Annotated in this window: 24 protein-coding genes; 3 read left to right on the top strand and 21 right to left on the bottom strand. The window is 72.3% G+C overall.

What is annotated here, in order from left to right:
- Positions 1-11: 11 nt before the first annotated feature.
- The 4 genes from ACFWUZ_RS32840 to ACFWUZ_RS32825 all read right to left on the bottom strand — a co-directional run bounded on the left by ACFWUZ_RS32840 (position 12) and on the right by ACFWUZ_RS32825 (position 1,821).
- A complete protein-coding gene (locus ACFWUZ_RS32840) occupies positions 12-266 on the bottom strand; it encodes a LapA family protein (RefSeq protein WP_384381204.1) in 255 nt (84 codons plus the stop codon).
- Positions 267-349: 83 nt separating this feature from the next.
- Entirely contained in the window at positions 350-673 is a 324-nt protein-coding gene (locus tag ACFWUZ_RS32835) for a hypothetical protein (protein ID WP_384381202.1), read from the bottom strand.
- On the bottom strand, positions 670-1,278 hold the full coding sequence (locus ACFWUZ_RS32830; protein WP_384381200.1) for an RNA polymerase sigma factor: 609 nt from the start codon (positions 1,276-1,278) through the stop codon (positions 670-672). The genes ACFWUZ_RS32835 and ACFWUZ_RS32830 overlap by 4 nt, the downstream gene beginning before the upstream one ends.
- 297 nt (positions 1,279-1,575) lie before the next feature.
- A complete protein-coding gene (locus tag ACFWUZ_RS32825) occupies positions 1,576-1,821 on the bottom strand; it encodes a DUF6332 family protein (protein ID WP_384381198.1) in 246 nt (81 codons plus the stop codon).
- A 713-nt stretch (positions 1,822-2,534) separates the two neighbouring features.
- On the opposite strand from ACFWUZ_RS32825, the gene ACFWUZ_RS32820 reads away from it, so the two are divergent.
- Positions 2,535-3,323: a response regulator transcription factor gene (locus tag ACFWUZ_RS32820; protein WP_384381196.1), complete on the top strand. Its 789-nt coding sequence runs from the start codon at positions 2,535-2,537 to the stop codon at positions 3,321-3,323.
- Positions 3,324-3,420: 97 nt separating this feature from the next.
- Here ACFWUZ_RS32820 and ACFWUZ_RS32815 read toward each other — a convergent pair whose 3' ends face one another.
- From ACFWUZ_RS32815 to ACFWUZ_RS32735, 17 genes are all read right to left on the bottom strand, one after another.
- A complete protein-coding gene (locus ACFWUZ_RS32815; RefSeq protein ID WP_384381194.1) occupies positions 3,421-4,722 on the bottom strand; it encodes an MFS transporter in 1,302 nt (433 codons plus the stop codon).
- 94 nt (positions 4,723-4,816) lie between these two features.
- Positions 4,817-5,746, bottom strand: a complete 930-nt coding sequence (locus ACFWUZ_RS32810) for an alpha/beta hydrolase (protein ID WP_384381192.1) — start codon at positions 5,744-5,746, stop codon at positions 4,817-4,819.
- Complete coding sequence (locus ACFWUZ_RS32805) at positions 5,743-5,967, bottom strand: acyl-CoA carboxylase subunit epsilon (RefSeq protein ID WP_384381190.1); 225 nt, start codon at positions 5,965-5,967, stop codon at positions 5,743-5,745. The genes ACFWUZ_RS32810 and ACFWUZ_RS32805 overlap by 4 nt, the downstream gene beginning before the upstream one ends.
- Positions 5,968-6,102: 135 nt before the next feature.
- On the bottom strand, positions 6,103-7,668 hold the full coding sequence (locus tag ACFWUZ_RS32800) for an acyl-CoA carboxylase subunit beta (RefSeq protein ID WP_384381188.1): 1,566 nt from the start codon (positions 7,666-7,668) through the stop codon (positions 6,103-6,105).
- A 30-nt stretch (positions 7,669-7,698) separates the two neighbouring features.
- Positions 7,699-8,667: an ACP S-malonyltransferase gene (gene fabD, locus ACFWUZ_RS32795; protein ID WP_384381186.1), complete on the bottom strand. Its 969-nt coding sequence runs from the start codon at positions 8,665-8,667 to the stop codon at positions 7,699-7,701.
- A gap of 61 nt (positions 8,668-8,728) precedes the next feature.
- Positions 8,729-9,469, bottom strand: a complete 741-nt coding sequence (locus ACFWUZ_RS32790; RefSeq protein WP_384381184.1) for a 4'-phosphopantetheinyl transferase family protein — start codon at positions 9,467-9,469, stop codon at positions 8,729-8,731.
- Positions 9,470-9,637: 168 nt separating this feature from the next.
- Complete coding sequence (locus tag ACFWUZ_RS32785) at positions 9,638-11,041, bottom strand: MFS transporter (RefSeq protein WP_384381182.1); 1,404 nt, start codon at positions 11,039-11,041, stop codon at positions 9,638-9,640.
- Between the two features lie 41 nt (positions 11,042-11,082).
- Positions 11,083-13,497, bottom strand: coding sequence for an SDR family oxidoreductase (locus tag ACFWUZ_RS32780; protein WP_384381180.1), 2,415 nt, complete (start codon positions 13,495-13,497; stop codon positions 11,083-11,085).
- Between the two features lie 2 nt (positions 13,498-13,499).
- Positions 13,500-14,447 (bottom strand): aromatase/cyclase, encoded by a 948-nt coding sequence (locus ACFWUZ_RS32775; RefSeq protein ID WP_384381178.1) that lies wholly within the window; start codon positions 14,445-14,447, stop codon positions 13,500-13,502.
- 70 nt (positions 14,448-14,517) lie between these two features.
- Positions 14,518-15,303: a 3-oxoacyl-ACP reductase FabG gene (gene fabG / locus ACFWUZ_RS32770; protein ID WP_384381176.1), complete on the bottom strand. Its 786-nt coding sequence runs from the start codon at positions 15,301-15,303 to the stop codon at positions 14,518-14,520.
- 43 nt (positions 15,304-15,346) lie between these two features.
- Positions 15,347-15,616 carry an acyl carrier protein gene (locus ACFWUZ_RS32765; RefSeq protein WP_384381174.1) on the bottom strand — a complete coding sequence of 90 codons (270 nt, stop codon included), beginning with the start codon at positions 15,614-15,616 and terminating at the stop codon, positions 15,347-15,349.
- A 79-nt stretch (positions 15,617-15,695) separates the two neighbouring features.
- On the bottom strand, positions 15,696-16,913 hold the full coding sequence (locus ACFWUZ_RS32760) for a ketosynthase chain-length factor (RefSeq protein WP_384381172.1): 1,218 nt from the start codon (positions 16,911-16,913) through the stop codon (positions 15,696-15,698).
- Complete coding sequence (locus tag ACFWUZ_RS32755) at positions 16,910-18,178, bottom strand: beta-ketoacyl-[acyl-carrier-protein] synthase family protein (protein ID WP_384381170.1); 1,269 nt, start codon at positions 18,176-18,178, stop codon at positions 16,910-16,912. The genes ACFWUZ_RS32760 and ACFWUZ_RS32755 overlap by 4 nt, the downstream gene beginning before the upstream one ends.
- A 37-nt stretch (positions 18,179-18,215) precedes the next feature.
- The gene (locus tag ACFWUZ_RS32750) at positions 18,216-18,545 is read right to left on the bottom strand and encodes a TcmI family type II polyketide cyclase (protein WP_384381168.1); all 330 of its coding nucleotides are present in this window, start codon (positions 18,543-18,545) and stop codon (positions 18,216-18,218) included.
- A gap of 19 nt (positions 18,546-18,564) precedes the next feature.
- The gene (locus tag ACFWUZ_RS32745) at positions 18,565-19,224 is read right to left on the bottom strand and encodes a TetR/AcrR family transcriptional regulator (protein ID WP_384381166.1); all 660 of its coding nucleotides are present in this window, start codon (positions 19,222-19,224) and stop codon (positions 18,565-18,567) included.
- A gap of 59 nt (positions 19,225-19,283) precedes the next feature.
- Positions 19,284-20,759: an FAD-dependent monooxygenase gene (locus tag ACFWUZ_RS32740; protein ID WP_384381236.1), complete on the bottom strand. Its 1,476-nt coding sequence runs from the start codon at positions 20,757-20,759 to the stop codon at positions 19,284-19,286.
- Positions 20,760-20,967: 208 nt separating this feature from the next.
- Positions 20,968-21,099, bottom strand: a complete 132-nt coding sequence (locus ACFWUZ_RS32735; protein WP_384381238.1) for a hypothetical protein — start codon at positions 21,097-21,099, stop codon at positions 20,968-20,970.
- Between the two features lie 308 nt (positions 21,100-21,407).
- On the opposite strand from ACFWUZ_RS32735, the gene ACFWUZ_RS32730 reads away from it, so the two are divergent.
- Together ACFWUZ_RS32730 and ACFWUZ_RS32725 are read left to right on the top strand one after the other, a co-directional pair.
- Positions 21,408-22,289: a hypothetical protein gene (locus tag ACFWUZ_RS32730; protein WP_384381164.1), complete on the top strand. Its 882-nt coding sequence runs from the start codon at positions 21,408-21,410 to the stop codon at positions 22,287-22,289.
- A gap of 79 nt (positions 22,290-22,368) precedes the next feature.
- A complete protein-coding gene (locus ACFWUZ_RS32725) occupies positions 22,369-23,610 on the top strand; it encodes a cytochrome P450 (protein WP_384381162.1) in 1,242 nt (413 codons plus the stop codon).
- The last annotated feature ends 52 nt before the right edge of the window (positions 23,611-23,662 follow it).

Genomic DNA, 23,662 nt, shown 5'->3' with positions numbered 1-23,662 from the left:
GGGCGGGGCCGTCACCGCCTGGCGCGGCGCCGGGCGATGAGCAGGCCGAGCGCCATACCCACCAGCAGGGTGACCGTGAGGACACCCCACAGGGGGATCGTGACCGTGGGGATCCACAGCCTGACGGTGACGGACCCGGTGTTGGCGGCGATGAACCAGACGGCGAGGGCGGCCAGGACGACGAAGCCGATGGTGCGCAGCCGCATGTCCCGGCCCTTGACGGTCAGCGTCGACGGGCGGTGTGACGTACCAGCCTTCTGCGTCATAGCCACCATTGTCAACCGATATGTGCGATTGATCGACCCGATGTCCGGGTATTCGTTTGCTCACTCTCAGTGATGCGGGCAGCTCACCGCCGGTCGGCGGCGCTCGCCGAGTGATCCGCCGAAGGGTGCGCCGGGGCGAGTGTGCAGACGCCGTCGGCGCACCGGCGCTCCAGACGGCCACGGGAGACGGTCTGCGCCAGGCCCACCATCCAGCAGGTGGGGCAGCCGCGGAAGGCGACCAGCGCCAGCGGGGCCGCCAGCAGGACGGCCGGCCCGGCGACGGGCACCAGGGCGATCGAGCCGATGATCAGCCCGAAGCCGATGGCGCCACGCGCCAGGTGGCGCGGGACGGACTTACTGGCGAAGTCCGTCCCGCGCGCGGCGGGCTCCGCGTTCACGGTCTTCACGGTCGTGCCTCTCCTTCGACTCGTCGGTCGGCGGCCCGGCCGGGCGCCGACGCCGCCCCGCCGGTCACCGCCAGGGACTGGCGCAGGGCCGCACGTGCCCTGTGCAGCCGCGTCTTCATCGCGGCATTGCTCAGACCGAGCGCACGGGCGACGGTCCCGCCGGGCAGGCCCTGCAGGTCCCGCATGATCAGGACCTGCCGCTGGTCACGGGGCAGGGCACCGACCGCGGCGGCGACCCGCTCCACCTCCAGCCGGTGCAGCACCGCGTCCTCGGCGGACGGTTGCGCGTACGCCTCCGGTCCGGCCGGTGCCCCGTCGCTCCGCGGGACGAGCAGCCGTACCTGCCGGAGGCATTCGTTGCGCACGATCCGGAACATCCACGAGGCGAGCGCGCCGGTGGCCCGCAAGGTGCCGATCTTCCGGTAGAGGATGATCAGCGCCTCCTGCGCCGCGTCCTCCGCGTCCTGCGGCGAGGCGCACAGCGACAGGGCGAACTTGCGCACATGGGGCTGCGATTCCATGACGACGGTGGTGAGCGAAGTGACGTCGCCGTCCTGAGCGGCCTTGATCAGCCGCTCGTCCGGCCAGCGGAAGCGTTGGTTCATCTGCTGCTCGTTCCCGGCAGGCGATCCGCGCGCACGCGCCGATCAGCCCCGGCTCCTGTAGCGCCGCATCAGATGCCAACTGCACGCGCCCACGAGCAGGGCTCCGATCACTACGAGACCAGTGACCATCATCGGTGTTCCTCCCGGATCTGCCGACCGGCCCGTTTGGCCGGTACACGAACAAGAGGCGGCGAGGTCCGGAAAGGATTCACCTCCGGCCGAACTTTCTTCCCGGGCAGGGCGCGACCGCCACGCGACGGCCGCTGCCGACGATCCCGGGAGCGGGGACGCGGCGTCTCAGCGGTCCCGCTGCGCGTGGCGCCACAGGACATGAACGACCCGGAGCACCCCGAGAACACCCGCGACCGATGCTCCCGTGATCAGCAGGACCCTCTCCACGTCCGGGGAAAGGTCCCAGACGGCGACGGGTCCGGCAACCGCCGCGAATACGACGGCGGCGAGAAAGCACGCACTGAGCAGCGCGTAGCCGATCTCGACCGTGGTCTCGTCCCGTTCGGCCTGGCTTCGACGCAGTGTGGTCATGGCCCCAGAATCGCATCCGACCTGCCCCGGGCACGACTGGACGTCGAGAAGTCGTACGGGCTTGCGTGCCGCGTCTGTGCCAGGCGGAGGGGCTGGGGAACCTGACACGGTCAGGGTGGGTGAGGCGAGGGGGAAACGGGCTCGATCAGGGACTGCGCTCCGCGGGATCCGGTGCGTGCTCCGGGTCCGGGGAACGGTCCGCGCGTGCGGTGAGGGGCTGCCGCAGGATTCCATTTGTCGGCCCGGAACGGGGAGCGGCCGAAGCCGGAGGGGAGTGATCCGGCACGGTCGGCCCGCCGGCGCCCGACTTCCGACGCCTGACGCCTGACGTCCGGGCCACGGCCCGGATCCCGCGCCGACGGACTGCCCGGGTCTGCGCCACCTGTCGCCGGGCCCGCGCGGTGATGTCGCGCTCCCTCCGGTACGCCCGGATCCGGCGGACGAGCGCGAGAACCGGAAGTGACATGCTCCTCGTCCGGATGCCCGCAGGAGACCGTGATCCCGCGTTCGAGCAGCACTTTCTCGACCTGACGGAAGCGGAGGGGGAAGCGGTGGTACCGCTGCACCCCGTGGTCAATGATCTTCACCGGATGGCGGAAAACCTCTGTACGACGCCGGCTCGGCCTTCACGAGCAGTCCCTCTCCACCTCGCCTCACCCGAAGACCATCCCGACCCGCACTCCACGTTGACCATGCCCTCCCAGGAGGATCAGATGCACCGGCAGGCCACGGAACTACTCGAACCCCGCACCGGGCGGCCCCCCGCGACGGACCACCACCTGCTCCGCCGAGCGCACTTCACGCCCCCGGCGCAGACCGGCACCGTCGGCACCGGGCAGGCGCTGCGCGTCCTCGTCGTCGAGAACGAGGAACGCGCCGCCGGCTCCCTGGTGCAGGGTCTGCGCCGGCACGGCTACGTGGCCGAGAGCGTGGCCACCGGTGCGAAGGCGCTCCAGGTCCACCGGTCCGCCGAACTGATCCTGCTCGACCTCGACCTGCCCGACCTCGACGGCCTGGAGGTCTGTCGCGGGATCCGCGCGGTCAGCGACACCCCGGTCATCGCCGTCACGGCGCGGGGCACCGAACTCGACCGCGTACTGGGGCTGCAGGCCGGCTCGGACGACTACATGGTCAAGCCGTACGGGTTCCGCGAGCTGCTGGCCCGGATCGAGGCGGTCATGCGGCGCGTACGACCCCAGCAGCCCGTCACCCAGGTGATCACCCACGGCCCCCTGGTCATCGACTCGGGCACCCGCGAGGTCTCCGTCGACGGCCGGCCCGTGGAGGTGACCCGCAAGGAGTTCGGACTGCTGCACCTGCTCGCGTCGCAGCCCGGGGCCGTGGTCTCCCGCCGCCAGCTGATGACCCAGGTGTGGGACGACTCCTGGTCGAATCCGGGACGCACCATCGACACCCACGTCAGCAGCCTGCGCGGCAAGCTCGGATCGAGCACGTGGATCATCACGGTCCGCGGCGTCGGCTTCCGGCTCGGCCACCCGTAGGACCCGCAGGACCGCAATACGGTGTTGTCGACCCGGTACGTGCCAACGACGTCCCGGCCTGGTCGCCCCCCGGCACAGTGCTCCGAGGTGCTCCGTGTCACCGGGCGCCGGCCGACGTTCTCTCCGCAGCGAGCGCCGGTACGGACGCCGCCGTCCGCTCCTCCCCGCCCGAACCCGCCCGCCGGGTACGCCGCAGGTGCACCGCCAGGACGAGCAGCGCGGCAATCACCGTGGCCGCCCCGCCCGCCAACAGGCCCGCCCGGGCCCCGTACCGCTCGCTGAGCCAGCCGGTCAGCAGCGCGCCGAACGGCGTGGTGCCCTGGAAGACCAGCGTGTACAGGGCCATCACCCGGCCCCGGTAGTCGGCATCGGTGCCCAGTTGGATCCGGTGGTTCGCGGCCTGCGCGAAGAAGATCGAGGCGAACCCGGTGAGGAAGAGCAGTACGGCCGCCACCGCGTACGAGGGAGCCAGGCCGGCCAGCAGCTCCAGCACGCCGAACGCCAGCGCCGCGGCGATCACCAGCCACAGCGGCGGCCGGCCGCGCCGCCGCGTCGTCGCGAACGCCGCGGCCAGCGAACCCGCCGCCATCGCGGTGGTGAGCAGCCCGAACGCGGCGGCGTCGGCGTGCAGCACGGTCTTCGCGAACAGCGGCAGCGTCAGCTGGAAGTTGAAGCCCAGCATGCCCACCACCGCGACCAGCGCCATCGGCAGCAGCAGGCCCGGCCGGGCCGCCATGTACCGGATTCCGTCCACGGCCCGCGCCCGCTTCGCGCGGTCCGCACCCCCGGCGGGGCGGTGCAGCTCACCGGAGCGGATCAGCCGCAGCGCGCACACCGTCGCCAGATAGCTCACCGCGTTGACCGCCATCACGGGCCCGGTGCCCACCCAGGCGATCAGCAGCCCGGCCAGCGCCGGACCCACCACCCGCGCCGCGTTGAAGTACGCGGCGCTCAGCGCCGACGCGTTGGGCAGCAGATCCGCTCCCACCAGTTCGGAGACGAAGGACATCCGGGTGGGCACCTCGACCGCGTTGACGATGCCCAGGGCGAGCGCGAACACGCAGACGTGCCACAGCTGCACCACCCCGGCGAGCACCAGCACCGCCAGCAGCAGCGCCAGTACCCCCGAGACCGCGTTCGCCGAGATCAGCAGCCGCCGCTTGTCGTAGCGGTCGGCGAGGGCGCCCGCGTACAGGGTGAGCAGGAGCAGCGGCGCGAACTGCAGCGCCGTCACCACGCCGAGCGCGGTCCCCGAGTCACCGGTCAGTGACAGCACCAGCCAGTCCTGGCCGACGACCATCATCCAGGTGCCGGTGGCGGAGACCAGCTGGCCCCCCGCGAACAGCCTGAAGTTGCGTACCCTCAGGGACTGGAAGCTGTGGGCGAGCGCGCGTTTCATCGGGTCCCCGTCAGTCGTTGCCGCGCAACGGCCGCTCCGGCCGCCCGCCCTGGTCGCCCTCGTCGCCGCTCTCGCCGCCCCGTGCGGTACCGCACTAGCGTGCGCCCGCGAGTACGGGCGATCGCCTGCTCCCGCCGGCCGCGCGCATCACGTGCCGGGCCTCGGCGGGTGCGGCGTCCAGGGCCAGCAGCTGCTCCTCCAGGAACCCGAGCGCCCGCAGGTGGTACGCGCGGGCCGACCAGCCGAGGCTGATGTTGTGCCCCGCGTCCGGCAGGCGTTCCACGCGCACCGTCGGGGCCGCCAGCGGCTCGGTCAGTGCGGCGACGGCATCCTCGTCGAAGCGCCACCACTGCTCCTGTTCGGCGAAGGTGAACCGGACCGGCACGTGCACGCGCGCGGCGATGCCCGGGTACAGCTCCGGCCACAGCGGGGCCTCCCGCGCCTCGCAGGCCGGCACCGGGGACACCAGGGCGCGACCGAGCCGGAAGGCATCCGGCGGATACAGCCGCAGGGCGCCCCAGTGGCGGCGCCAGTCACCGTGGCCGTCCTGGCCCGGCAACTGGTGCGGGGCCACCGCGAGCCGGTTGCCCAGGCCCGAGACGTCCAGGCCCAGCAGCCGGTCACCGCACTCCCCGGCCGCCGCTGTGGCCAGCGCCAGCTTGCCGCCGTTGGAGTGGGCGACCACGAAGAATCCCCACCCCGTGGTGTGCCGGCCGGCGAAGTCGGCGAGCGCCGCGTGCAAGGTCGCCGCCTGGTCAGCCAGCGCCTGCCCCTCGGGCAGGTGCGCGGCCGACAGCCCGTACCCGGGCCGGTCCACGGAGAGCACGCTGTAGCCGAGCTCGGCGCCCAGGGAGAGCAGCGAGAGTCCCGGGCGGGCCCGGCTGTCGAAGTAGCCGGCGCTCATCCCGCAGCCGTGGATGGCCACCACGACGGCGCGCGGCGGCATCGAGACCGGCTCGGCGAGCAGCGCCGAGACCGGGATGCCCCCGGCGTCGAGCGTGATGGCACGGACCTCTGCCGTCATGTCGCTGCTGCTTCGCCGCGCCAGCCGCGTCCGGTGGGGTGGATGCCCCGATGCTCCCGGTGCCGCCAGCGTACGGGCGTACGGCCGGCGGGCCGGGGCTCGTGAGCGGCCTCGGCCGCCGCCCCGGCACGGGACCCGGCGAGGGCGAGCAGCACCGCGGTGACCGCGGCCAGTTCGTCCGGGTCGGGGGAGCCCTTCTCGATGTGGATGAGCTGGGTCATGGTTTCTCCAAACGGAATCGGAAGGAGGAGGAACGGGAGTTCAGCACCCGGTGCCCGGCCCGTGCACCGGCCTCGGCGGCGATCCGCTCCGGCACGGCGTGTCGCCGGTGCCGCAACCGTTGACGGCACCGGCCGTCACTGCGGCGGGTTGCCGTGCTTGCGCGACGGCAGGTCCGCGTGCTTCGGGCGGAGCATCGCCAGCGAGCGGATCAGCACCGACCGGGTCTCACGCGGGTCGATGACGTCGTCGATCAGACCCCGTTCGGCCGCGTAGTACGGGTGCATCAGCTCGTCCTTGTACTCGGAGATCCGCTGCTGCCGCACGGCCTCGGGGTCCTCGGCCGCGTTGATCTCCCGCCGGAAGACCACGTTCGCCGCACCCTCCGCGCCCATCACCGCGATCTCGTTGGTGGGCCAGGCGAGCGCCAGGTCGGCGCCGATGGACCGCGAGTCCATGACGATGTACGCGCCCCCGTACGCCTTGCGCAGCACCAGCGAGATCCGCGGCACCGTCGCGTTGCAGTACGCGAACAGCAGCTTCGCCCCCCGCCGGATGATGCCGTTGTGCTCCTGCTCCACACCCGGCAGGAAGCCCGGTACGTCGACGAGGGTCACCAGCGGGATGTTGAAGGCGTCGCAGAACTGCACGAACCGCGCGGCCTTCTCCGACGCCTCGATGTCCAGCACCCCGGCCATCGAGGCGGGCTGGTTGGCGACGATGCCGACCACGTGCCCGTCGAGCCGGGTCAGCGCGCACACGATGTTGGTGGCCCACGCCGGGTGGATCTCGAAGTACTCGCCGTCGTCGACGATCTCCTCGATCACCTTGCGGATGTCGTACGCCTGCCCGGGCTCGGTCGGCACCAGGTCCAGCAGCGCGTCGGTGAGCCGGTCCGCGGGGTCGCCCGAGTGCTCCACCGGGGCCAGCTCCCGGTTGTTGGCCGGCAGCAGCGACAGCAGGTAGCGCACGTCCTCGATGCAGTGCTCCTCGTCGTCGTACGCGAAGTGCGAGACGCCGGAGACCGCGGAGTGCACATCCGCGCCGCCCAGACCGTTCTGGCTGATCTCCTCGCCGGTGACCGCCTTGACGACGTCCGGGCCGGTGATGAACATCTGCGAGGTCTCGCGGACCATGAAGACGAAGTCGGTGAGGGCGGGGGAGTAGGCCGCGCCGCCCGCGCACGGGCCGAGCATCACGGAGATCTGCGGGATCACCCCGGAGGAGCGGGTGTTGCGCTGGAAGATGCCGCCGTAACCGGCGAGGGCGCTGACGCCCTCCTGGATGCGGGCACCGGCACCGTCGTTGAGCGAGACCAGCGGAGCGCCCGCCGCCTCCGCCAGGTCCATGATCTTGTGGATCTTCTGGGCGTGCGCCTCGCCGAGCGCCCCGCCGAAGACGCGGAAGTCGTGCGCGTAGACGAACACCGTGCGGCCGTGGACCGTGCCCCAGCCGGTGACCACGCCGTCGCCGTGCGGCTTCTTGTCCTCCAGGCCGAACCCGCTCGCGCGGTGCCGGCGCAGCGGCTCCACCTCGTTGAACGACCCCTTGTCCAGGAGCAGCGCGATCCGCTCGTGCGCGGTCAGCTTGCCCTTGGCGTGCTGGCGCTCGGTGGCGGCCGGGTCCGGGCCGCGCCGCGCTGCTTCCTTGATCTCGGTGAGTTCGTCGATCCGGCTCACGATCGTGCCGTCTGCTGTGGGCATGGTCTTCCTCAACTCTCGTACGTCGGTGGGTCAGGCGGCGAAGGCGGCGTCACGGCTCGCCGCGAACGCGGCGACGGTCAGGCCGAGCTGGCGGGCGGTGCCGGTGGCCAGCGTCCGGGCGCGGGGTGCGATGCGCCGGCCCAGGCCGGTCAGCACCAGACCGGGCCCGACCTCCACGAAGTGGGTGGTGCCGCGGCCCGCCAGCAGCCGGACCGTCTCGGTCCACCGCACCGGGCTGGTGAGCTGCGCGCGCAGGGCGACCACGGCCTCGGTGGCGGTCGACACCTCGGCGCCGGTGACGCTGGAGACCATCGGGACCACCGGGTTGCCGAAGTGGGTGCCGATGAGCGCCTCGGTGAACTCGGCCTCGACCTCGCGCAGCAGGCTGGTGTGGAACGGCCCGCCGGTCTCGATCCGCTGGACCCGCCGGGCGCCCGCCGCGCGGGCCAGGCCGATCAGCCGGTCCACCGCGGCGCTCTCGCCGGACACCGCGGTCTGCCCCGGGTCGTTGTCGGCCATGACCTCGATGACCCGGCCGGTGATCCGGGAGGCCTCGCCGCACAGCCACCGCACCTCGGCGCGGCTGAGCCCGATGACGGCGGCCGTGGCGCTGGGCACCCGGTCGTTGGCGGTCGCGACCAGTTCGCCGCGCAGCCGCACCAGTTCGAGCGCGTCCGTCCAGTGCAGGATGCCGGCGGCGGTCAGTGCGGCGTACTCGCCCAGGCTGTGGCCCGCGACGGCATCCGGCTCGATGCCGTGGTCGCGCAGGATCTCGTAGGTGACCAGGCTGGTCAGGAACACGGCCGGCTGGGCGATCGCGGGGTCGGCCAGCTCGGTGGCCGACCCGTACAGGCACAGCCGTGACAGGGGGACGCCGAGGACGTCGTCGGCGGCCCGGAAATAGCGCTCGAAGATCTCGGGGCGCAGCGCGCACAGGTCCCTGCCCATGCCCACGCGCTGCGAGCCCTGGCCGGGGAAGACGAATGCGGTGCGGCTCATGTGGTCGTGCCCTTCTCGGTAGTGGTGCGTCGTCGGTCGGTACGCCGTCACGGCGCGTGGTTCAGGCGTCGAGCAGGGCGGGCACGGCGGGTGCGCGCAGCCACTCCCCGGACAGCCGGCGGATGTCCACCGTCCGGGGCGCGCCGCCCCGGACGGCGGCGGCCGCCACGTGCGCGGGTCCGCACGGCACGTCCAGCACGGTCCAGCCGGCCGGATGCCCGGCCGGGTCCCCACCCAGGTAGTCCAGGGTGGGGGAGCGTCTGAGCCCGGTCCCCAAACCCTTCAGGTACGCCTCCTTGCGGGTCCAGATCCGGCCGAACAGCGCGGTCCGGTCCTCCCCGGACGCGGCGTCCAGCTCGGCGCGCTCCCGGGGGTGCAGCGACGGTGTGCAGAACTCCACCGTCGCCCCGCGGGGCAGCCGCTCCAGGTCCACCCCGACCGGCACCGCCGCGACACCCACCAGGGCGATGCCCGCGCTGTGCGACAGCGAGAAGTGCAAGGGAGGCGACGGCGCCTCGACGGCCGGGCGGCCGTGCTCCCCGCCGCACTCCCCGCACCGCTCCCGCACGAAGCGCACCCGGTCCGGTGCGGTGCCGGTGTACCGGCCGAGCAGCCGCCGCAGGGCGACGTGGGAGGCCGCGTACAGCACCCCGTCCGCCGGCCGGACGAAGGCGGCGGCCCGCCGCCGCTCGGCGTCGTCGAGTTCGGAGCGGTCCAGCCCCTCGGCGTCGGCGCCCCGCGGGCTGTGCACCAGCCACAGGTCGAGCCGGTCCGGCTCCACCGTGAACCTCGGTGCCGTCATGTCGTTCCCCACCGGTCGATCTGGTGCGACATGGTGGTTCCTTTCAACAAGGTGGAGCAGGGGGCTGGGCTTCAGGTGTTCAGGGGCCCATGGGACTCACCCGGCCTGCGGGACTCACACGGCCCGCGCGGCCCGCGCGGCTCACCGGGCTCACGCGGCTCACGCCGCTCACGGGGCGGCGACGGGCACGGCCGCCCGCCGAGGCCGTAAGCCGCGCAGCGCCGGCAGCAGACCGGCCGAGCCGACGGCCACCACCAGCAGCAGGGCCGGTCCGGTCCCGGCCGTGTGGAGCGCGGCCACCGCCGCCGTCACCAGGACCGCGCCCAGCTGGACGGAGGTCTGGTACAGCCCGCCGGCCGCTGCCTGCCGGTCGGCCGGCACCGCCGCGGTGGCCTGCAGGTGCAAGGCGGTGAAGGCGAGCACGAACGCCGCCCCGACCAGCAGCATCGTGGGCAGGACGTCGGCCGCGTACGAGATGTCCGCGCGGCCGTCGCGCGGGTAGAGGGCGTACCCGAGCGCGGCCGCGGCCGTCCCCGCCGCGATCAGCCGGGCCGGCCCGAACCGGGCGGCGATCCGGCCCGAGTACAGGGCGGTCAGCGCGAGCGGCGCACTGGCCGGCAGGAAGGCGAGCCCCGTCTCCAGCGGGCTCCACCCGGCCCGTTGCTGCAGGTGCAGGGTGGCCACCAGCAGCAGGCCCAGGTACGAGCCGTTGAGCGCGCCGGCGCCCAGCGCGGAGCGCACCAGCGGCTCCCGGGCCAGGAGTTCGAGCCGCACCAGGGGTTCGCGCGCGGTCAGCTCGACCCGTACGAACACCACCGCGAGCAGCACCGCCAGGGCGGACGCACCGACCGTACGGGCGCCGGACCAGCCCGCGCCGGGCACCGACGTGATCGCGTACACCAGCGCCAGCACCGCCCCGGTCAGGCTCAGCGCGCTCACCGCGCCGTACCCGCCCGCCGGGCGCGGACCGGGCCCGTCGCGCGGGATCAGCTTCGTCCCCGCGGCGAACAGCAGCAGCGCCACCGGTGCGGGGAACGCGAACGCCCAGCGCCAGCTGACCTCGCTGAGCGCCCCCGACAGCAGCAGTCCGGCGGAGAAGCCGCCCGCCCCGAAGAGCGAGTAGACGGCCACCGCCCGGCTGCGCGCCGGCCCCTCGGGGAAGACGGAGGCGATGATGGCCAGTCCCGTCGGGGCGGTCAGCGCCGCGCAGAAGCCCTTCACGAAGCGGCTCGCGACCAGCAGCCCGGCGCTGTCCGCCAGCGCCCCGGCGACCGAGGCGGCGGCGAAGACGGCGAGGGCGGCGAGGTAGACGGGCCGGCGGCCGAGGTGGGCGACCAGCCGGCCGCCGAAGAGCAGCAGCCCGCCGAAGCCCGCCGCGAAACCGCTGACCACCCACTGGAGCTGGGGTGTGTCCAACTCCAGATCGGCACCGATCGACGGCAGCGCCACGAGCGCGACGGACACCTCCAGCGCATCGATGAGCATGTTGCCCGCGAGGACGAACAGCAGGCCCCACAGGGCGGCCGGCGCGGCGGCCCCGGCGGCCCTGGTCGTGGGGGTGGAAAGCGTCATGGTCGTGGCCTGTCCCGTCGGTTCCGTCGTGGTGGTGGGGCTCAGCCGAGCAGCGTGCCGCCGGTGGCGTCGACGAAGGAGCCGGTGATCCAGCGGGCCTCGTCGGTGGCGAGGAAGGTCACCACGTCGGCGATGTCCTCGGGCTCCCCGACCCGGTTGAAGGCGGAGAGGCCGGCCATGGCCTCGACGGCCTCGGGGATGTCGAACACCGGGTTGCCGTTGCGGGTGATGCCGGGCGCCACGCTGTTGATGGTGATCTTGCGCGGGCCGAGCAGCTTCGCGAAGTGCAGGGCGAGCTGCTCGACGGCGCCCTTGGTCATCGCGTACGCGATCTCGTCCGGGTTCGCGACGTGGGTGAGCCCGGAGGAGATGTTGATGATGCGACCGCCGTCGGGCATGTTCTTCAGGGCCCGCTGGATGAGGAAGAAGGGTGCCTTCGCGTTGACCGCGAAGAGCCGGTCGAAGACCTCGGAGGTGGTGTCCTCGGCCTTCACCCCGCCCATCACGCCGGCGTTGTTGACCAGGATGTCCAGGTCGGTGCCGCCGGTCCGCTCCCGCAGGCCCTTCTCCAGGCCGAGGAACAGCTCGTGGACGTCGCCGGGCACACCCAGCTCGGCCCGGACGGTGAAGGCGCGCCCGCCGTCCTTCTCGATGGAGGAGACGACCTGCTCGGCCGCCGCCCCGTCGGAGGTGTAGTGGACGGCGACCAGCGCGCCCTCCGCGGCCAGCCGGACGGCCGTCGCCCGGCCCATGCCCCGGCTCGAACCCGTGACCAGGGCGGTCTTGCCGTTGAGCCTGCCTGCCATACCAGTTCTCCTTGTCTTCGCCGTCACTGCGGCTGATGCCGCCGCGACTGATGTCACTGCGACTGTTGTCACTGCGTGCGCGGCGGCCGCGTCCGATGTCCGCGCGTCCGATGCCGCTGCCTCCGGGGCCGAGGCCTCCGATGTCTGCGCGCCGGTCGTCCTCGGGTCGCCGAACCAGCGGGTCAGCGCCGCGGTGAGAGCGGCGGCGGAGCCGTCACCGGTCTCCGATCCGGCCGCCTCGTCGCCGGCCGCCCACACGACGTGCCCGTCCGGCCGGACCAGCACGGCGCAGGCGCCCGGGTCCGTCCCGCTCGCGGTGACCGTCCGCACGAGCGGTGCCCAGGGCCCGGCCGCCGCGGCGAGCACGTCCCGCTCCGGCCCGCCCGGCAGCAGCAGGACGCCGCCCCCGGTGCGCAGCAGCGAGGTGCTGGTCGCCCCGCCGTCGCCGGTGACCAGCTGCCGGTGCGGCAGCCGGCGACCGAGCAACGGGTGGCTGCCGGGCCCGACGTCGTAGCGGAGGTCCAGGCCCGCGACCATGCCGGCCAGGTGGGCCCGTACGTCCTCGTGGTGGCCCACGAGCTCGGCCACGACCTGCCGGGCCGCGTCCACTTCGCCGGAGCCGAGCAGCAGCAGGGCCTGCGCCCCGATGTTGCTCAGCACCCGCCGGCCGACCGCGTGGCGTTCGGCGTGGTAACTGTCGAGGAGCCCTGCGGGCCCGCCCCGCCGCACCTGCGCGGCCAGCTTCCAGCCGAGGTTGACGGCGTCCTGGAGCCCGAGGTTCAGCGCCTGGCCGCCGATCGGCATCTGCTGGTGGGCGGCGTCGCCCGCCAGGAGGATCCGGCCGTCGCGGTACGCGGCCGCCTGCCGGGAGGCGTCGCCGAAGGAGTTCACCCACAGCGGGGTACCGCCGCCGATGTCCTCGCCGGTGACGCGCTTCCAGGTGTCGGCGACGTCCGCGAAGGACGGCGCACCGCCCCGCGGCACCGCACCGAACTCGTGCACCATCACCCGGGTCACGCCGTCGGGACGCCGGGCGGCGATGGCCAGCCCGCCCTCCAGCCGCTCGAAGCGGCGGTTGGGTACGTCGATGCCGGCCACGTCCGCGCGCAGCAGCTCGCGGCCCGCGTCCGTGCCGGGGAAGGCGAAGCCGGCCAGTCGCCGCACCGCGCTGTCCTCCCCGTCGCAGCCGACGAGGTAGGCGGCCCGGAACGACGCCGTGCTCCCGTCCGGACGCACCGTCCGTGCCTCGACGTGGTCCCCGGCCACCGTCAGCCCGGTCAGTTCGTGGCCGCGCCGGATGTCCGCACCGAGGCCGTGCGCCCACTGCCCCAGCAGCTCCTCCATCCGGGTCTGCGGGACCTTCCACTGGCCCGGGTAGGGGCCGGGAAGCGTCAGGTCGAGCGGGATCCCCCCGAAGTGCCCCATGACGTCCTGGGGCACCTCGCCGAGCTGCGCGAGCAGGCCCCGGCCGTCGAGGATCTCCATGGTGCGGGCGTGCAGGGTGGACGCCCGCGACTGCGTGGTCGGCGCCGTCAGCTTTTCGAGGACCACCACGTCCGCTCCGGCGAGGCGCAGCTCGCCCGCGAGCATCAGCCCCACCGGTCCGGCGCCGACCACGATCACCTGGGTGTGTGTGAAGTCCCCGGCCACGGTCAGACCGCCCTGGCTTCCGCGTACTCCTTGGCGTGGCCCAGCGTGGCGCGGCTGTTGGTGCTCAGCGCGGTGTGCACGTACTCCTTGGCGCAGGAGAGCTGTGCCTCCGGGCCCAGGATGCGGGCGATGTTCGCGGTGTTGATGGTCACCGTGTGCTGGGAGGACGCGGCGACGCCGGACTCGTTCTCCGTGAAGGTCCAGTAGCCGGTGTGCAGGGTCATCAGCGCCGGGAGGGTGACCTGCTTGTAGGCGATCTTCTGGTGGGGGAAGGTCACCCGGTACGACTTGGTGGTGTGCACCGAGCCGTCCTTGGCCCGGGTGTCCATCTCCAGCGTCTGCAGACCCGGGACGTCCTCGTCCAGCCGCACCTTGGCGACGTGCGGGAGGCGCTCCTCCCAGCGGTCGGCCTCGTTGATGAAGTCGTACACGTCCTTGGCGGACCCGTTGATCTGGACCGTGTCCTCGAAGGAGAAGGTCAGATCCTCGGTGGCGTACGCCAGTTCGATGTTCTCCTTCAGGGCGGCCAGCTCCGAGCGCGAGTTGCGGTCGACGGCCTCGTCGATCCACTCCAGGCTCTTCGGGTCGTCGCCCACGGCCCGGTAGTCGTGCAGCAGCCGGACCCGGGAGGCCTCCGGGCCGACGGCCTCGACGATCCAGGTGCCGCCCATGGCGGCGATCGGGGGCGCGGAGACCTCCTGGCGGAAGGTGACCGTCAGGTTCTCCGGGTCGAGGGTGCGCCGCGAGGTCCAGCTCTTCGGCTCACCGTTGGCGGTGGCCCAGATGCGGATGCGCTCGGTCCCCTCGCCCCGCTCCACGTGGTCGACGTGGACCGTCGGCGGGAAGATCCGGGGCCAGTTCTGCACCTCGGCGATCAACCGGTAGACGGCGGCGGGCGGCGCCGAGATCGTGATCTCGTGTTCCACCTCGCGCAGGCCGGGCTGCGACATGCTCATGCTCCTTTGGATTCGGGTCCGGTACCGCGGGCAGCGGGCCGGCTCTCTGGAAGGCGGGCCGGCTCTAGAAGTTGCCGAGACCGCCGCAGACGTTGAGCGCCTGCGAGGTGATGGAGGCGGCGATGTCCGAAGCCAGGTAGCCGACCAGACCGGCCACCTCCTCCGGGGTGGAGTAGCGGCCCAGCGGGATCTTGGACTGGAACTTCTCGAGGATGGCGTCCTCGGAGGCGTTGTACGCGGCCGCGTAGCCCTGCCGCACGCGCTGCGCCATCGGCGTCTCGACGTAACCGGGGCAGACCGCGTTCACGGTGATGCCGGTCGGCGCCAGCTCGTTGCCCAGCGCCTTGGTGAAGCCGACCACGCCGTGCTTGGAGGCCGAGTACGGGGCGCCGAGGACGACACCCTGCTTGCCCGCCGTCGAGGCGATGCTGATGATGCGGCCGCGGTCCTTGTGGCGCATGCCACCGGTGTTGAGCACCGCGTGGGTCAGCCGGAAGACGCTGTTCAGGTTGGTGTCGATGACGTCGTGCCAGAGGCTCTCCTCGATGTCGGCGGTCACCCCGCCCCCACTGCGCCCGGCGTTGTTGACCAGCACGTCGACCGTGCCGAACCGGTCCACCGCGGCCTGGACGAACGCGACGGCGTCGTCGGTGGAGCGGACGTCGAGGGTGGTGCCGTCGACGTCCAGGCCCTCGGCCTGCAGCGTCTTGACGGTCTCGGCGACGTTGTCGGCGTTGCGCGCGCCGATGAACACCTGGTGGCCCGTGCCGGCCAGGAGCCGGGCCACGGCCAGCCCGATCCCACTGGTACCGCCCGTGACGAGGGCGACCCGCTTGTCCTGCTGCGACATGTCTCAGTACTCCAAGATTCGGAAAAGATGGGGGGCGGGCGGATCAGACGGACGCGAGCTCGTCGAGGTAGACGTTGATCGCCGCGACCAGCGCGCGCGGGGTCCGGTTGTCCGCGAAGATGTCGTCGTCCAGGGAGATGGCGAACTCGCGCTCGATGCGGCCGCCGGTCTCCAGCAGCGCCAGCGACTCGTAGCCCAGCTCCTCGAAGTCGATGTCGAGGATGTCGCCGTCCAGGTCGACGTCCTCACCGGCGCCGGCACCCTCCAGGAGGATGCGCTTGAGGTCCTCGGCGGTGAACTCCTGCTTGGACATGTGGTCCCTCGTCTCTCGTTGATGTGTGCGGTTCGGTGGGTGTGTGCGTTTCGGCGGGCGGGCGGCCCGCGTACGGCGGTCAGTGCGGTGCGCGCACCAGGACCGCGGAGTTGAAGCCGCCGACGCCGCGCGCCAGCACCAGGGCGGTGCGCAGCGAAGCCGTCCGCGGCTGCCCGGTCACCAGGTCCAGGGCGTACTCGGGGGCGAGCTCCACGTTGGTGGTGGGCGGGATCAGGCCCTCGCACATCGCGAGGACGGCCGACACCACGTCCACCGGGGCGGACCCGGAGTACAGGCGCCCGATCATCGTCTTCGGCGCGGTCACCGGGACCCCGTACGGACCGAAGACCGCGGTGATCGCGTCGGCCTCCTCACGGTCCAGCTGCGGCGTGCCGGCCGCGTCGGCGAAGACCACGTCCACGTCGCCCGGCTCGGCGCCCGCGTCGGCCAGCGCCACCTCGATGGCGCGGCGCAGCCCCGGCTCGCGGCCACTGCCCGGCTTCGGGTCGAAGGTCGACCCGTACCCGGCGATCTCGCCGTAGATCTTCTGCGCACCCCGGGCGCGCGCCGACTCCTCGTCCTCCAGGATCAGCAGCGCACCGCCCTCGCCCGGTACGTAACCGGAGGCCGCCCGGTCGAAGGGCAGGTAGGCGCGCTCCGGCTCCTCGCTGGTGGACAGCCGTCCGCCGGCGATCTGCGCCACCCAGCCCCACGGGCAGACCGACGCGTCGAACCCTCCGGAGAAGATCAGCTTGCTGCCCTTGCGGATCTGCCGCCGCGCCTGCGCGATGGCGTCCAGGCCGCCCGCGTGGTCGGAGACGACCACACCGGAGGGGCCGCGCATCCCGTTGCGGATGGAGATCTGGCCGCTGTTGACGGCGTAGAACCAGGCGAAGGACTGGTACGCGGACACGTACTGGCTGCCCTGGCTCCACAGGTTCTTCAGCTCGTTCTGGCCGAATTCGAAGCCGCCCGAGGTGGAGGCGGTCACGACCCCCATGTCGTACTCGGGGATGTCGCCCGGCTTGACGCCGGCGTCCTCGAAGGCGCAGTCCGCGGCGACCAGCGCGAGGCGGGTCATCCGGTCGGTCTGCGGGATCAGCCGGCTCGGCAGGTGGTCCTCGGCCACGAACCCGCGTATCTCACCGGCGAGCTTCGACGGGTACGGCGACGGGTCGAACCGGGTGATCCGGTCGATGGCGTTCTTGCCGACACGGGTCGCGGCCCAGAAGTCGTCGACGCCCAGCCCGTTGGGGGTGGCGACGCCGATACCGGTGATGACTGCTTTGGCGCTCATGACGCGCTCCTCTCAGGACGGGCCAGCACCATCGCGCTCTGGAACCCGCCGAATCCGCTGCCGACCGTCAGGACCGCGTCCGTACGGTGGTCGCGGGCGACCAGCGGGACGTAGTCGAGGTCGCACTCCGGGTCCGGGGTGTGCAGGTTCGCGGTGGGCGGCACCACGTTGTGCTCCATCGCCAGCACCGAGGCGGCGATCTCGATCGAACCGATGGCACCCAGGGAGTGGCCCACCATCGACTTGATGGAGCTGACCGGGGTGCGGTAGGCGTGGTCGCCCAGGCTCAGCTTGAACGCGGCCGTCTCGTGCCGGTCGTTCTGCTTGGTGCCCGAGCCGTGGGCGTTGACGTAGTCGATCTGATCGGGGTTCATCCGCGCCTCGTCCAGCGCCACCCGGATCGCCTCGGCCATCTCGCGGCCGTCGGGGCGCAGGCCCGTCATGTGGAAGGCGTTGCACCGCGAGGCGTAGCCGGCGATCTCCGCGTAGATGTGCGCACCGCGCTTCCTCGCGTTCTCCAGCTCCTCCAGCACGAACACCGCGGAGCCCTCGCCCAGCACGAAGCCGTTGCGGGTGCCGTCGAACGGCCGCGAGGCGTGCTCGGGGTCGTCGTTGCGCGGCGTCGTCGCCTTGATCGCGTCGAAGCAGGCCATGGTGATCGGCGAGATCGGCGCGTCCGTCGCACCGGCGATCATCACGTCGGCCGTACCCTCACGGATCAGCTCGACGGCGTGGCCCACCGAGTCCAGACCCGACGTGCACCCGGTGGAGACCACCGTGGCCGGGCCCTCCGCGCCGACCGCCCAGGCCACCTCCGCCGAGAACGAGCTGGGCACGAAGTGGTTGTACAGGTGCTGCGGCGCGTACGTGTGGTCGACCAGGTCGAGCCGGCCGTCGTTGCTGACCACCCGGTACTCGTCGTCGAGTCCGGTGGTCGCGCCGACCGCGCTGCCGATGGTGACACCGGTGCGGTACGGGTCGAAGCCCGCCAGGTCCAAGCCGCTGTCCGCGAGCGCCTCGCGGGCGGTGACCACGCCGAACTGCGCGGCGCGGTCCATGCGGCGGATCTCCTGGGGCGTCAGCCCGTGCGCCTGCGGGTCGAAGTCGGCCTGGGCCGCGATCCGGGAGCGGAAGGAGGAGGGGTCGAAGAAGGTGATGCCCCGGGTCGCTGTGCGGCCTTCGCTCAGCAGACTCCAGAAGTTCTTGGCACCGATGCCTCCCGGTGCCAGTACACCGACACCTGTGATCACTACACGGCGGCCCACGAGCAGTGGCCTCCCATCATGTCGTCGAGAGACGGATTCACTGCGAATCCGTCCAGTTGTAGAAGCGGGTGGCCATCGCATCCGCCGGGGAACGCCAGGTCTGCGGGTCGTACGCCTCGATGAACGGCTTCAGGTCCTGGCTGATCTGCACGAAACGGGGATCCGTCTTCGCCTCCTCGATCAGCTGGCCGCCGTTGTCGGAGTCGAAGTCCTGGAGGTGGAAGTACAGGCCGTTGTACGAGAACAGCTGGCGGCGCCGGGTACCCATGCGGTGCGGCATCTCGGTCCGGTCGAACTCGCCGAAGAGCTTGGCGACCTCGACGCTGGACTCCACATCCATGCGGGCCACGATCAGGGTGCTGTGCATGTCTTCTCTCTTCCGTGGGTCAGCGCGGGGCTGCGGGGCTGAAGAGGCGGATGAAGTCCGCCACACCGGTCGCGACGAGGGCTTCGGTCTCGAAGTCCGACAGCGGCAGCGCGCCGTGGAACGATCCCTGGACGACACCGCCCGCGACCAGCTGGATGAAACGGCCGGCAGCGTGGTTGCTGTCCGGGATGTCGAGGAGCCCGGCGTCGCCGAGCCGCTCCAGTCGGCGCGCGAGCTCGCGCTGGGCCTGCCGCGGACCGGAGGTCTGCCACATCTCCACCACTCCGCCCGGCAACCGGGTGATCTCGGCCCCCAGGTGCCGGACGACGGCGAAGTGCTCGGGGAAGTCGGCCAGCGGCGACAGCCAGGCCCGCCCCAGCGCGGTCAGGTCCCGCTCCAGATCGGTCACCTCGCCGAGGTGCTCCTCGGCGATCACCGTCAGCGCGGCGGCGACGGAGGCAGCACTGTCGAGCAGGACCGACAGCAGCAGCTGCTCCTTGTCCTTGAAGAAGTGCTCGACCGTTCCGGGCTCCAGCCCGGCCTCGTCCGCCACGGCCCCGACGGTGGTGTGCCTCCAGCCCTCGCGGGCGAAGACGGTACGGGCCGCCGTGACGACGGCGCGGCGCTCCTCGGCCGGACCGGCCGAGGGCCGTGCACCCGTTGTCTGTGTAGTGGCCATGGCTGTGTGCCTCCAGTTCGCTTGCTGGTCTGACTGCATCTGCGCGGGCGGACCGGTCCTCAGACCGCCAGGGGCTTGCCGAACCAGCGCTCCAGGGCCATCGGCAGGTCGTGGTGGCTGCCGGGCGCGGCCCAGGCCACGTAGCCGTCGGGACGGATCAGCACGGCGGAGGTCCCGCGCAGGCCGCTCGCCCCGCTCAGCTCGCCGGGTACGGCGGTGACGATGTCCACGCGGTCGGCCCAGCCGGCCGCCCGGGCCCGCAGCCGGGCGTTGTCCTCGAAGTCCAGCAGCACGCCGCGGGCCGGATGCAGCAGCTGCCGGCTCGACGTGCGGCGCTGCCCGACGGTCAGCTCCACCTGCGGCATGCGCCTGCCGAGCAGCCGGTGGCTGCCGGAGCCGACGTCGTAGGTGATCTCCAGGCCGCTCACCATGGCGGCGAGGTGCTTGCTGACGTCCTCGTACGCGACCAGCTCGCCGAGCACGTCGCGCAGCGGCTGTACCTCCGGTCCGCTGAGGAACAGCAGGCCCTGGGCGCGGGTGTTCATCAGCAGGCGCTTGCCGACCGCGTGCCGCTCGGAGTGGTAGGTGTCCAGCAGGCCCTCCGGCGCCCAGCCGTTCACCACGGCGCCGAGCTTCCAGCCGAGGTTCACCGAGTCCTGGATGCTCGTGTTCATGCCCTGCCCGCCGGCCGGCAGGTGGATGTGCGCGGAGTCGCCCGACAGCAGCACCCGGCCGCGCCGGTACTCCGTCACCTGCCGCGTGGCGTCGCCGAAGGAGCTCACCCAGACCGGCTCGGCGTGCGAGATGTCGTCACCGGTCAGCCGCTTCCAGGCGTCCGCGACCTCCTGGAACTCCGGCGGGCCGGTCCGCCGCTGCGGCGGGGTGCCGCGCTCGCACACGATGATCCGGGTGACCCCGCCGGGAAGCGGACCGACCATCACCATGCCGCCGGGCAGCGTCTCCCCGATCATGCGGGGCTTCAGGTCGATGCCCTTCAGGTCGGCGAGGAACATCTCCATCGTGGCGGCCGTGCCGGGGAAGTCGAAGCCGACCGCCTTGCGCACCGTACTGCGCCCGCCGTCGCACCCGACGAGGTAGGCGGCCCGCAGGGTCTGCTCGCCCTCGGGCCCCCGGACGGTCACGGAGACGCCGTCGCCGTCGTCGTCGATGGACAGGACCTCGTGGCCGCGCCGCAGATCGGTGCCGAGGCCGACCGCCCACTCCTCCAGGTGCGTCTCGGTCACCGACTGCGGCACCGTCTTCGCGGCCTGCAGGGCCCCCTCCAGGACCGCGAAGTCGATGGGAACGCCCCCGAAGTGACCCTGGTTGCTGGTCTCGACGTCACCGAAGCGGGGCAGGATGCCGCGCTGGTCGAACACCTCCATCGTGCGGGCGGTGAAGCCGAGACCGCGGGACTCACCGGTGCGCTGGGGGAGGCGCTCCAAGACGATGACATCGACCCCCGCGAGCCGCAGCTCACCGGCGAGCGTCAGCCCGGCCGGCCCCGCGCCCACGACAATCACGGCAGCGTCCATGTACCTCTCCTCAGCCATTTCAGGATTCCTTTCAGCGGAAAGCTGTTCATGAGTCTCCGCAATGAAAGGAGCGGCCGCAATGGATCGCAATGCAAACCCTGGTGATGTTTCGTCATGGGTTGCCTCGTTCTTCAGCAGCGGGTGCCATTTCCTACAGAGAAACGTAAAAAACACCCCGCCGTGCCCCTGTTTCCGGGCGGATTCCCGCTCAAGGACGGCAGTCCTTGATGCCGCAGACGGCGGCGCCGGAGGTGGGGGAGGCGAGGGTGTCCCCGGAGGCGGCGGGGCCGGACTTCTCGGCGGCGCGCCGCCCGGGCTCGGCGCCGGCCTCGACGACCACGGTCTCGCGGCCGGGTCCGCTTCCCTGAGGACGGCCCGAGGCACCCTTCCCGTGCCGCCCTCCGAGATCAGCTCCGAAGTCTTCAGAGTTCTGAGAAATACTTCTCCGGCCGCCCCTCCTCCCCACTTTTCCTTCCTCTGACGTTCCCCTCACGTCACGTCATTCTTTCGTCAAATTCCTTGCCCGGCCCCGTTCCGTCCAAGAGACTCGTCGTCATCTCCCTCGGATTTCGGCCCAGCCGATTTCGTGACGCGGAGACCGCTGGAGTTTCTCTCCGGACCCGCTCCCCGACGTTCCTTGAGGGCACTATGGCTTCGTATGCGCGACGCTGCGCGCAGTCCATCAACGCGCTGCACTCCATCCCCTACTTCACCGCCGACCTGGCGAACGAACTCGCCGAATTCGCCGTCACCGACCCGTCGAGCGTCTACCTCGCCAGCCGTGCCTCCCCGCTCGGCGCGGTCGACGCACCGGTCGTGACCGCGGCCTTCAACGCGTTCGCCCCCGGCTACATCGCGCAGCGCGTTCCCGCGCTCTGGGACCAGGTGTCGCCCGAACGCGCGGTCCTCGCGCGCCAGGCCGCCGCCGGCGCCGCACTCGAACGGCTCCTGGGCGCCGACACCGTACGGTCGCCGGAGATGGCGCAGGCGGCGAAGCTCGCCGCGGAGGCAGCCGCCGGCTGCTCGCTGCCCGGCCGCCCCCTGTACGCCGCCAACGCCGCCCTGGAGCAGCCCGACCCCCCGCACATCGCCCTGTGGCACGCCGCGACCATGCTGCGCGAACACCGGGGCGACGGGCACATCGCGGTGCTGGGCTACTTCGAGCTGACCGGCGTCGACGCCCTCGTCATCGACTGCGCGAGCACCCACGGCATGGCCAAGGACATCGTCATGCCCCAGCGCGGCTGGGCCGAAGCGGACTGGACGGCCGCCCGCGAACGCCTGCTGGACCGCGACCTCGTGGACCGCGAAGGGGCACTGACCGCCCGGGGCGCCGCACTGCGCGACGAGGTCGAACGCGAGACCGACCGCCTCGACCGGGCACCGTACGCGTCCCTGGGCGGCGCGGACGCCGAGAAGCTGGCCACCTACGTCCACGGCCTCGTCAACACCGCCGCCCGCTCAGGGGCGTTCATCCCCCAGCTGCTGGACTTCTTCGCACCCGCGACCGACGTCTGGAACGAGCGCTGACCCACCCCGCGCCGACGTGCCCCGCGTGGGCGCACCGCCGCACCGCCCCGACCCGAGCAGAGAAAAGGACCGAACGACCATGACCCTGTCGACCATCGCGGGACCCCCCACCGCACTGTTCTCCCCCGAGTACTACCAGGACCCGTACCCCACCCTGGCCTGGCTGCAGGAGAACTCGCCGGTCCACCGGTTCGACTTCCCGGTCGGCAACGTCCCCACCTGGATCGTGACCCGCTACGAGGACGTCAAGACCGTACTGGCCGACTCCCGGTTCAGCGCCGAAGGCGCCACCTGGGGCAACGACGAGTTCAAGGCGGCCGGCCTGGTCGCCGCCGCGGGCACCATCCTCGAACGCGGCATCGCCGTCGTCGACCCGCCCGTGCACACCCGGCTGCGCCGCCTGGCCATGAGCACCTTCACGACCCGCCGCGTCGAGCAGTGGCGCGAGACCGTGGCCGCCCTGGTCCGGCGCACCCTCGACGACTGCGCCCGCCGGGAACGCTTCGACGTCATGGACGACTACGCGGGCGAGGTGTCCGCCGGCGTGCTCGGCGAGATCCTCGGCTTCCGCATCGAACGCCACCGGGAGCTGGTCACCGCCCTCAACCAGGCCTTCCCCTCCGATCCTGCCCTCATCCACGAGGCCCCCGCCGCGTTCGGCCGGATCTGCGAGTACGCCGCCGAACTCGTCGAGGACAAGCGCCGCAACCCCGGGGACGACCTGACCTCGGCCCTGATCCAGACCAGCGACGACGACGGCGACCGGCTGGACGCCGACGAGCTCGTCGGCATGGTCGCCGCCATGATCATGGGCGGCAGCGACACCGTACGCGGCTTCATCGGCAACGCCGTACTGGCCCTGCTCGACCACCCGGACCAGGCCGACCGGCTCCGTACCTCCCCGGACCTGGCCGGCAGCGCGGTCGAGGAACTGCTGCGCTACGAGGGCGCCCTCAGCACGGCGCTCTTCCGCGTCACCACCGAGGAGACCGAACTGGCCGGCACCGTCCTGCCCGCGGGCTCCCCGGTGATCGCCGGACTGCTGGCCGCCAACCGCGACCCCCGCCACTTCCCCGACCCCGAGCGCCTCGACCTCGGCCGCACCGGCCCGCGCCACGTCGGCCTGGGACACGGGCTGCACAACTGCATGGGATCGGCCCTGGCGCGCCTGGAAGGCGTGATCGCCCTCCCCGCCCTGCTCCAGCGCTTCCCCGACCTGTCCCTGGACCTCCCGCGCGACCAGCTGCGCTACATCGACAGCTGGGCCATCCGCCGGCTGGCCGCACTGCCGGTCGTCACCTCCGGCACGCCGCGCGCGTGAAGCGCTGCTCCGGGCGGCCCCGTACGGCCCGCCGCCCGGGCCGTCCCCATGA

The organism is Streptomyces sp. NPDC058646, assembly GCF_042716875.1.
Lineage (GTDB): Bacteria > Actinomycetota > Actinomycetes > Streptomycetales > Streptomycetaceae > Streptomyces.
This window is presented reverse-complemented; position numbering and strand designations above follow the sequence as displayed.

Excerpts from the sequence above, each read along its gene's own strand:
- ACFWUZ_RS32740 (WP_384381236.1), bottom strand. The coding sequence starts at position 20,759 with ATGGACGCTGCCGTGATTGTCGTGGGCGCGGGGCCGGCCGGGCTGACG.
- ACFWUZ_RS32800 (WP_384381188.1), bottom strand. The coding sequence starts at position 7,668 with ATGCCCACAGCAGACGGCACGATCGTGAGCCGGATCGACGAACTCACC.
- ACFWUZ_RS32750 (WP_384381168.1), bottom strand. The coding sequence starts at position 18,545 with ATGCACAGCACCCTGATCGTGGCCCGCATGGATGTGGAGTCCAGCGTC.
- ACFWUZ_RS32815 (WP_384381194.1), bottom strand. The coding sequence starts at position 4,722 with ATGAAACGCGCGCTCGCCCACAGCTTCCAGTCCCTGAGGGTACGCAAC.
- ACFWUZ_RS32725 (WP_384381162.1), top strand. The coding sequence starts at position 22,369 with ATGACCCTGTCGACCATCGCGGGACCCCCCACCGCACTGTTCTCCCCC.
- ACFWUZ_RS32805 (WP_384381190.1), bottom strand. The coding sequence starts at position 5,967 with ATGACCCAGCTCATCCACATCGAGAAGGGCTCCCCCGACCCGGACGAA.
- ACFWUZ_RS32745 (WP_384381166.1), bottom strand. The coding sequence starts at position 19,224 with ATGGCCACTACACAGACAACGGGTGCACGGCCCTCGGCCGGTCCGGCC.
- ACFWUZ_RS32760 (WP_384381172.1), bottom strand. The coding sequence starts at position 16,913 with ATGAGCGCCAAAGCAGTCATCACCGGTATCGGCGTCGCCACCCCCAAC.
- ACFWUZ_RS32790 (WP_384381184.1), bottom strand. The coding sequence starts at position 9,469 with ATGACGGCACCGAGGTTCACGGTGGAGCCGGACCGGCTCGACCTGTGG.
- ACFWUZ_RS32830 (WP_384381200.1), bottom strand. The coding sequence starts at position 1,278 with ATGAACCAACGCTTCCGCTGGCCGGACGAGCGGCTGATCAAGGCCGCT.
- ACFWUZ_RS32730 (WP_384381164.1), top strand. The coding sequence starts at position 21,408 with ATGGCTTCGTATGCGCGACGCTGCGCGCAGTCCATCAACGCGCTGCAC.
- ACFWUZ_RS32775 (WP_384381178.1), bottom strand. The coding sequence starts at position 14,447 with ATGTCGCAGCCCGGCCTGCGCGAGGTGGAACACGAGATCACGATCTCG.
- ACFWUZ_RS32825 (WP_384381198.1), bottom strand. The coding sequence starts at position 1,821 with ATGACCACACTGCGTCGAAGCCAGGCCGAACGGGACGAGACCACGGTC.
- fabG (WP_384381176.1), bottom strand. The coding sequence starts at position 15,303 with ATGTCGCAGCAGGACAAGCGGGTCGCCCTCGTCACGGGCGGTACCAGT.
- ACFWUZ_RS32785 (WP_384381182.1), bottom strand. The coding sequence starts at position 11,041 with ATGACGCTTTCCACCCCCACGACCAGGGCCGCCGGGGCCGCCGCGCCG.
- fabD (WP_384381186.1), bottom strand. The coding sequence starts at position 8,667 with ATGAGCCGCACCGCATTCGTCTTCCCCGGCCAGGGCTCGCAGCGCGTG.
- ACFWUZ_RS32765 (WP_384381174.1), bottom strand. The coding sequence starts at position 15,616 with ATGTCCAAGCAGGAGTTCACCGCCGAGGACCTCAAGCGCATCCTCCTG.
- ACFWUZ_RS32820 (WP_384381196.1), top strand. The coding sequence starts at position 2,535 with ATGCACCGGCAGGCCACGGAACTACTCGAACCCCGCACCGGGCGGCCC.
- ACFWUZ_RS32810 (WP_384381192.1), bottom strand. The coding sequence starts at position 5,746 with ATGACGGCAGAGGTCCGTGCCATCACGCTCGACGCCGGGGGCATCCCG.
- ACFWUZ_RS32840 (WP_384381204.1), bottom strand. The coding sequence starts at position 266 with ATGACGCAGAAGGCTGGTACGTCACACCGCCCGTCGACGCTGACCGTC.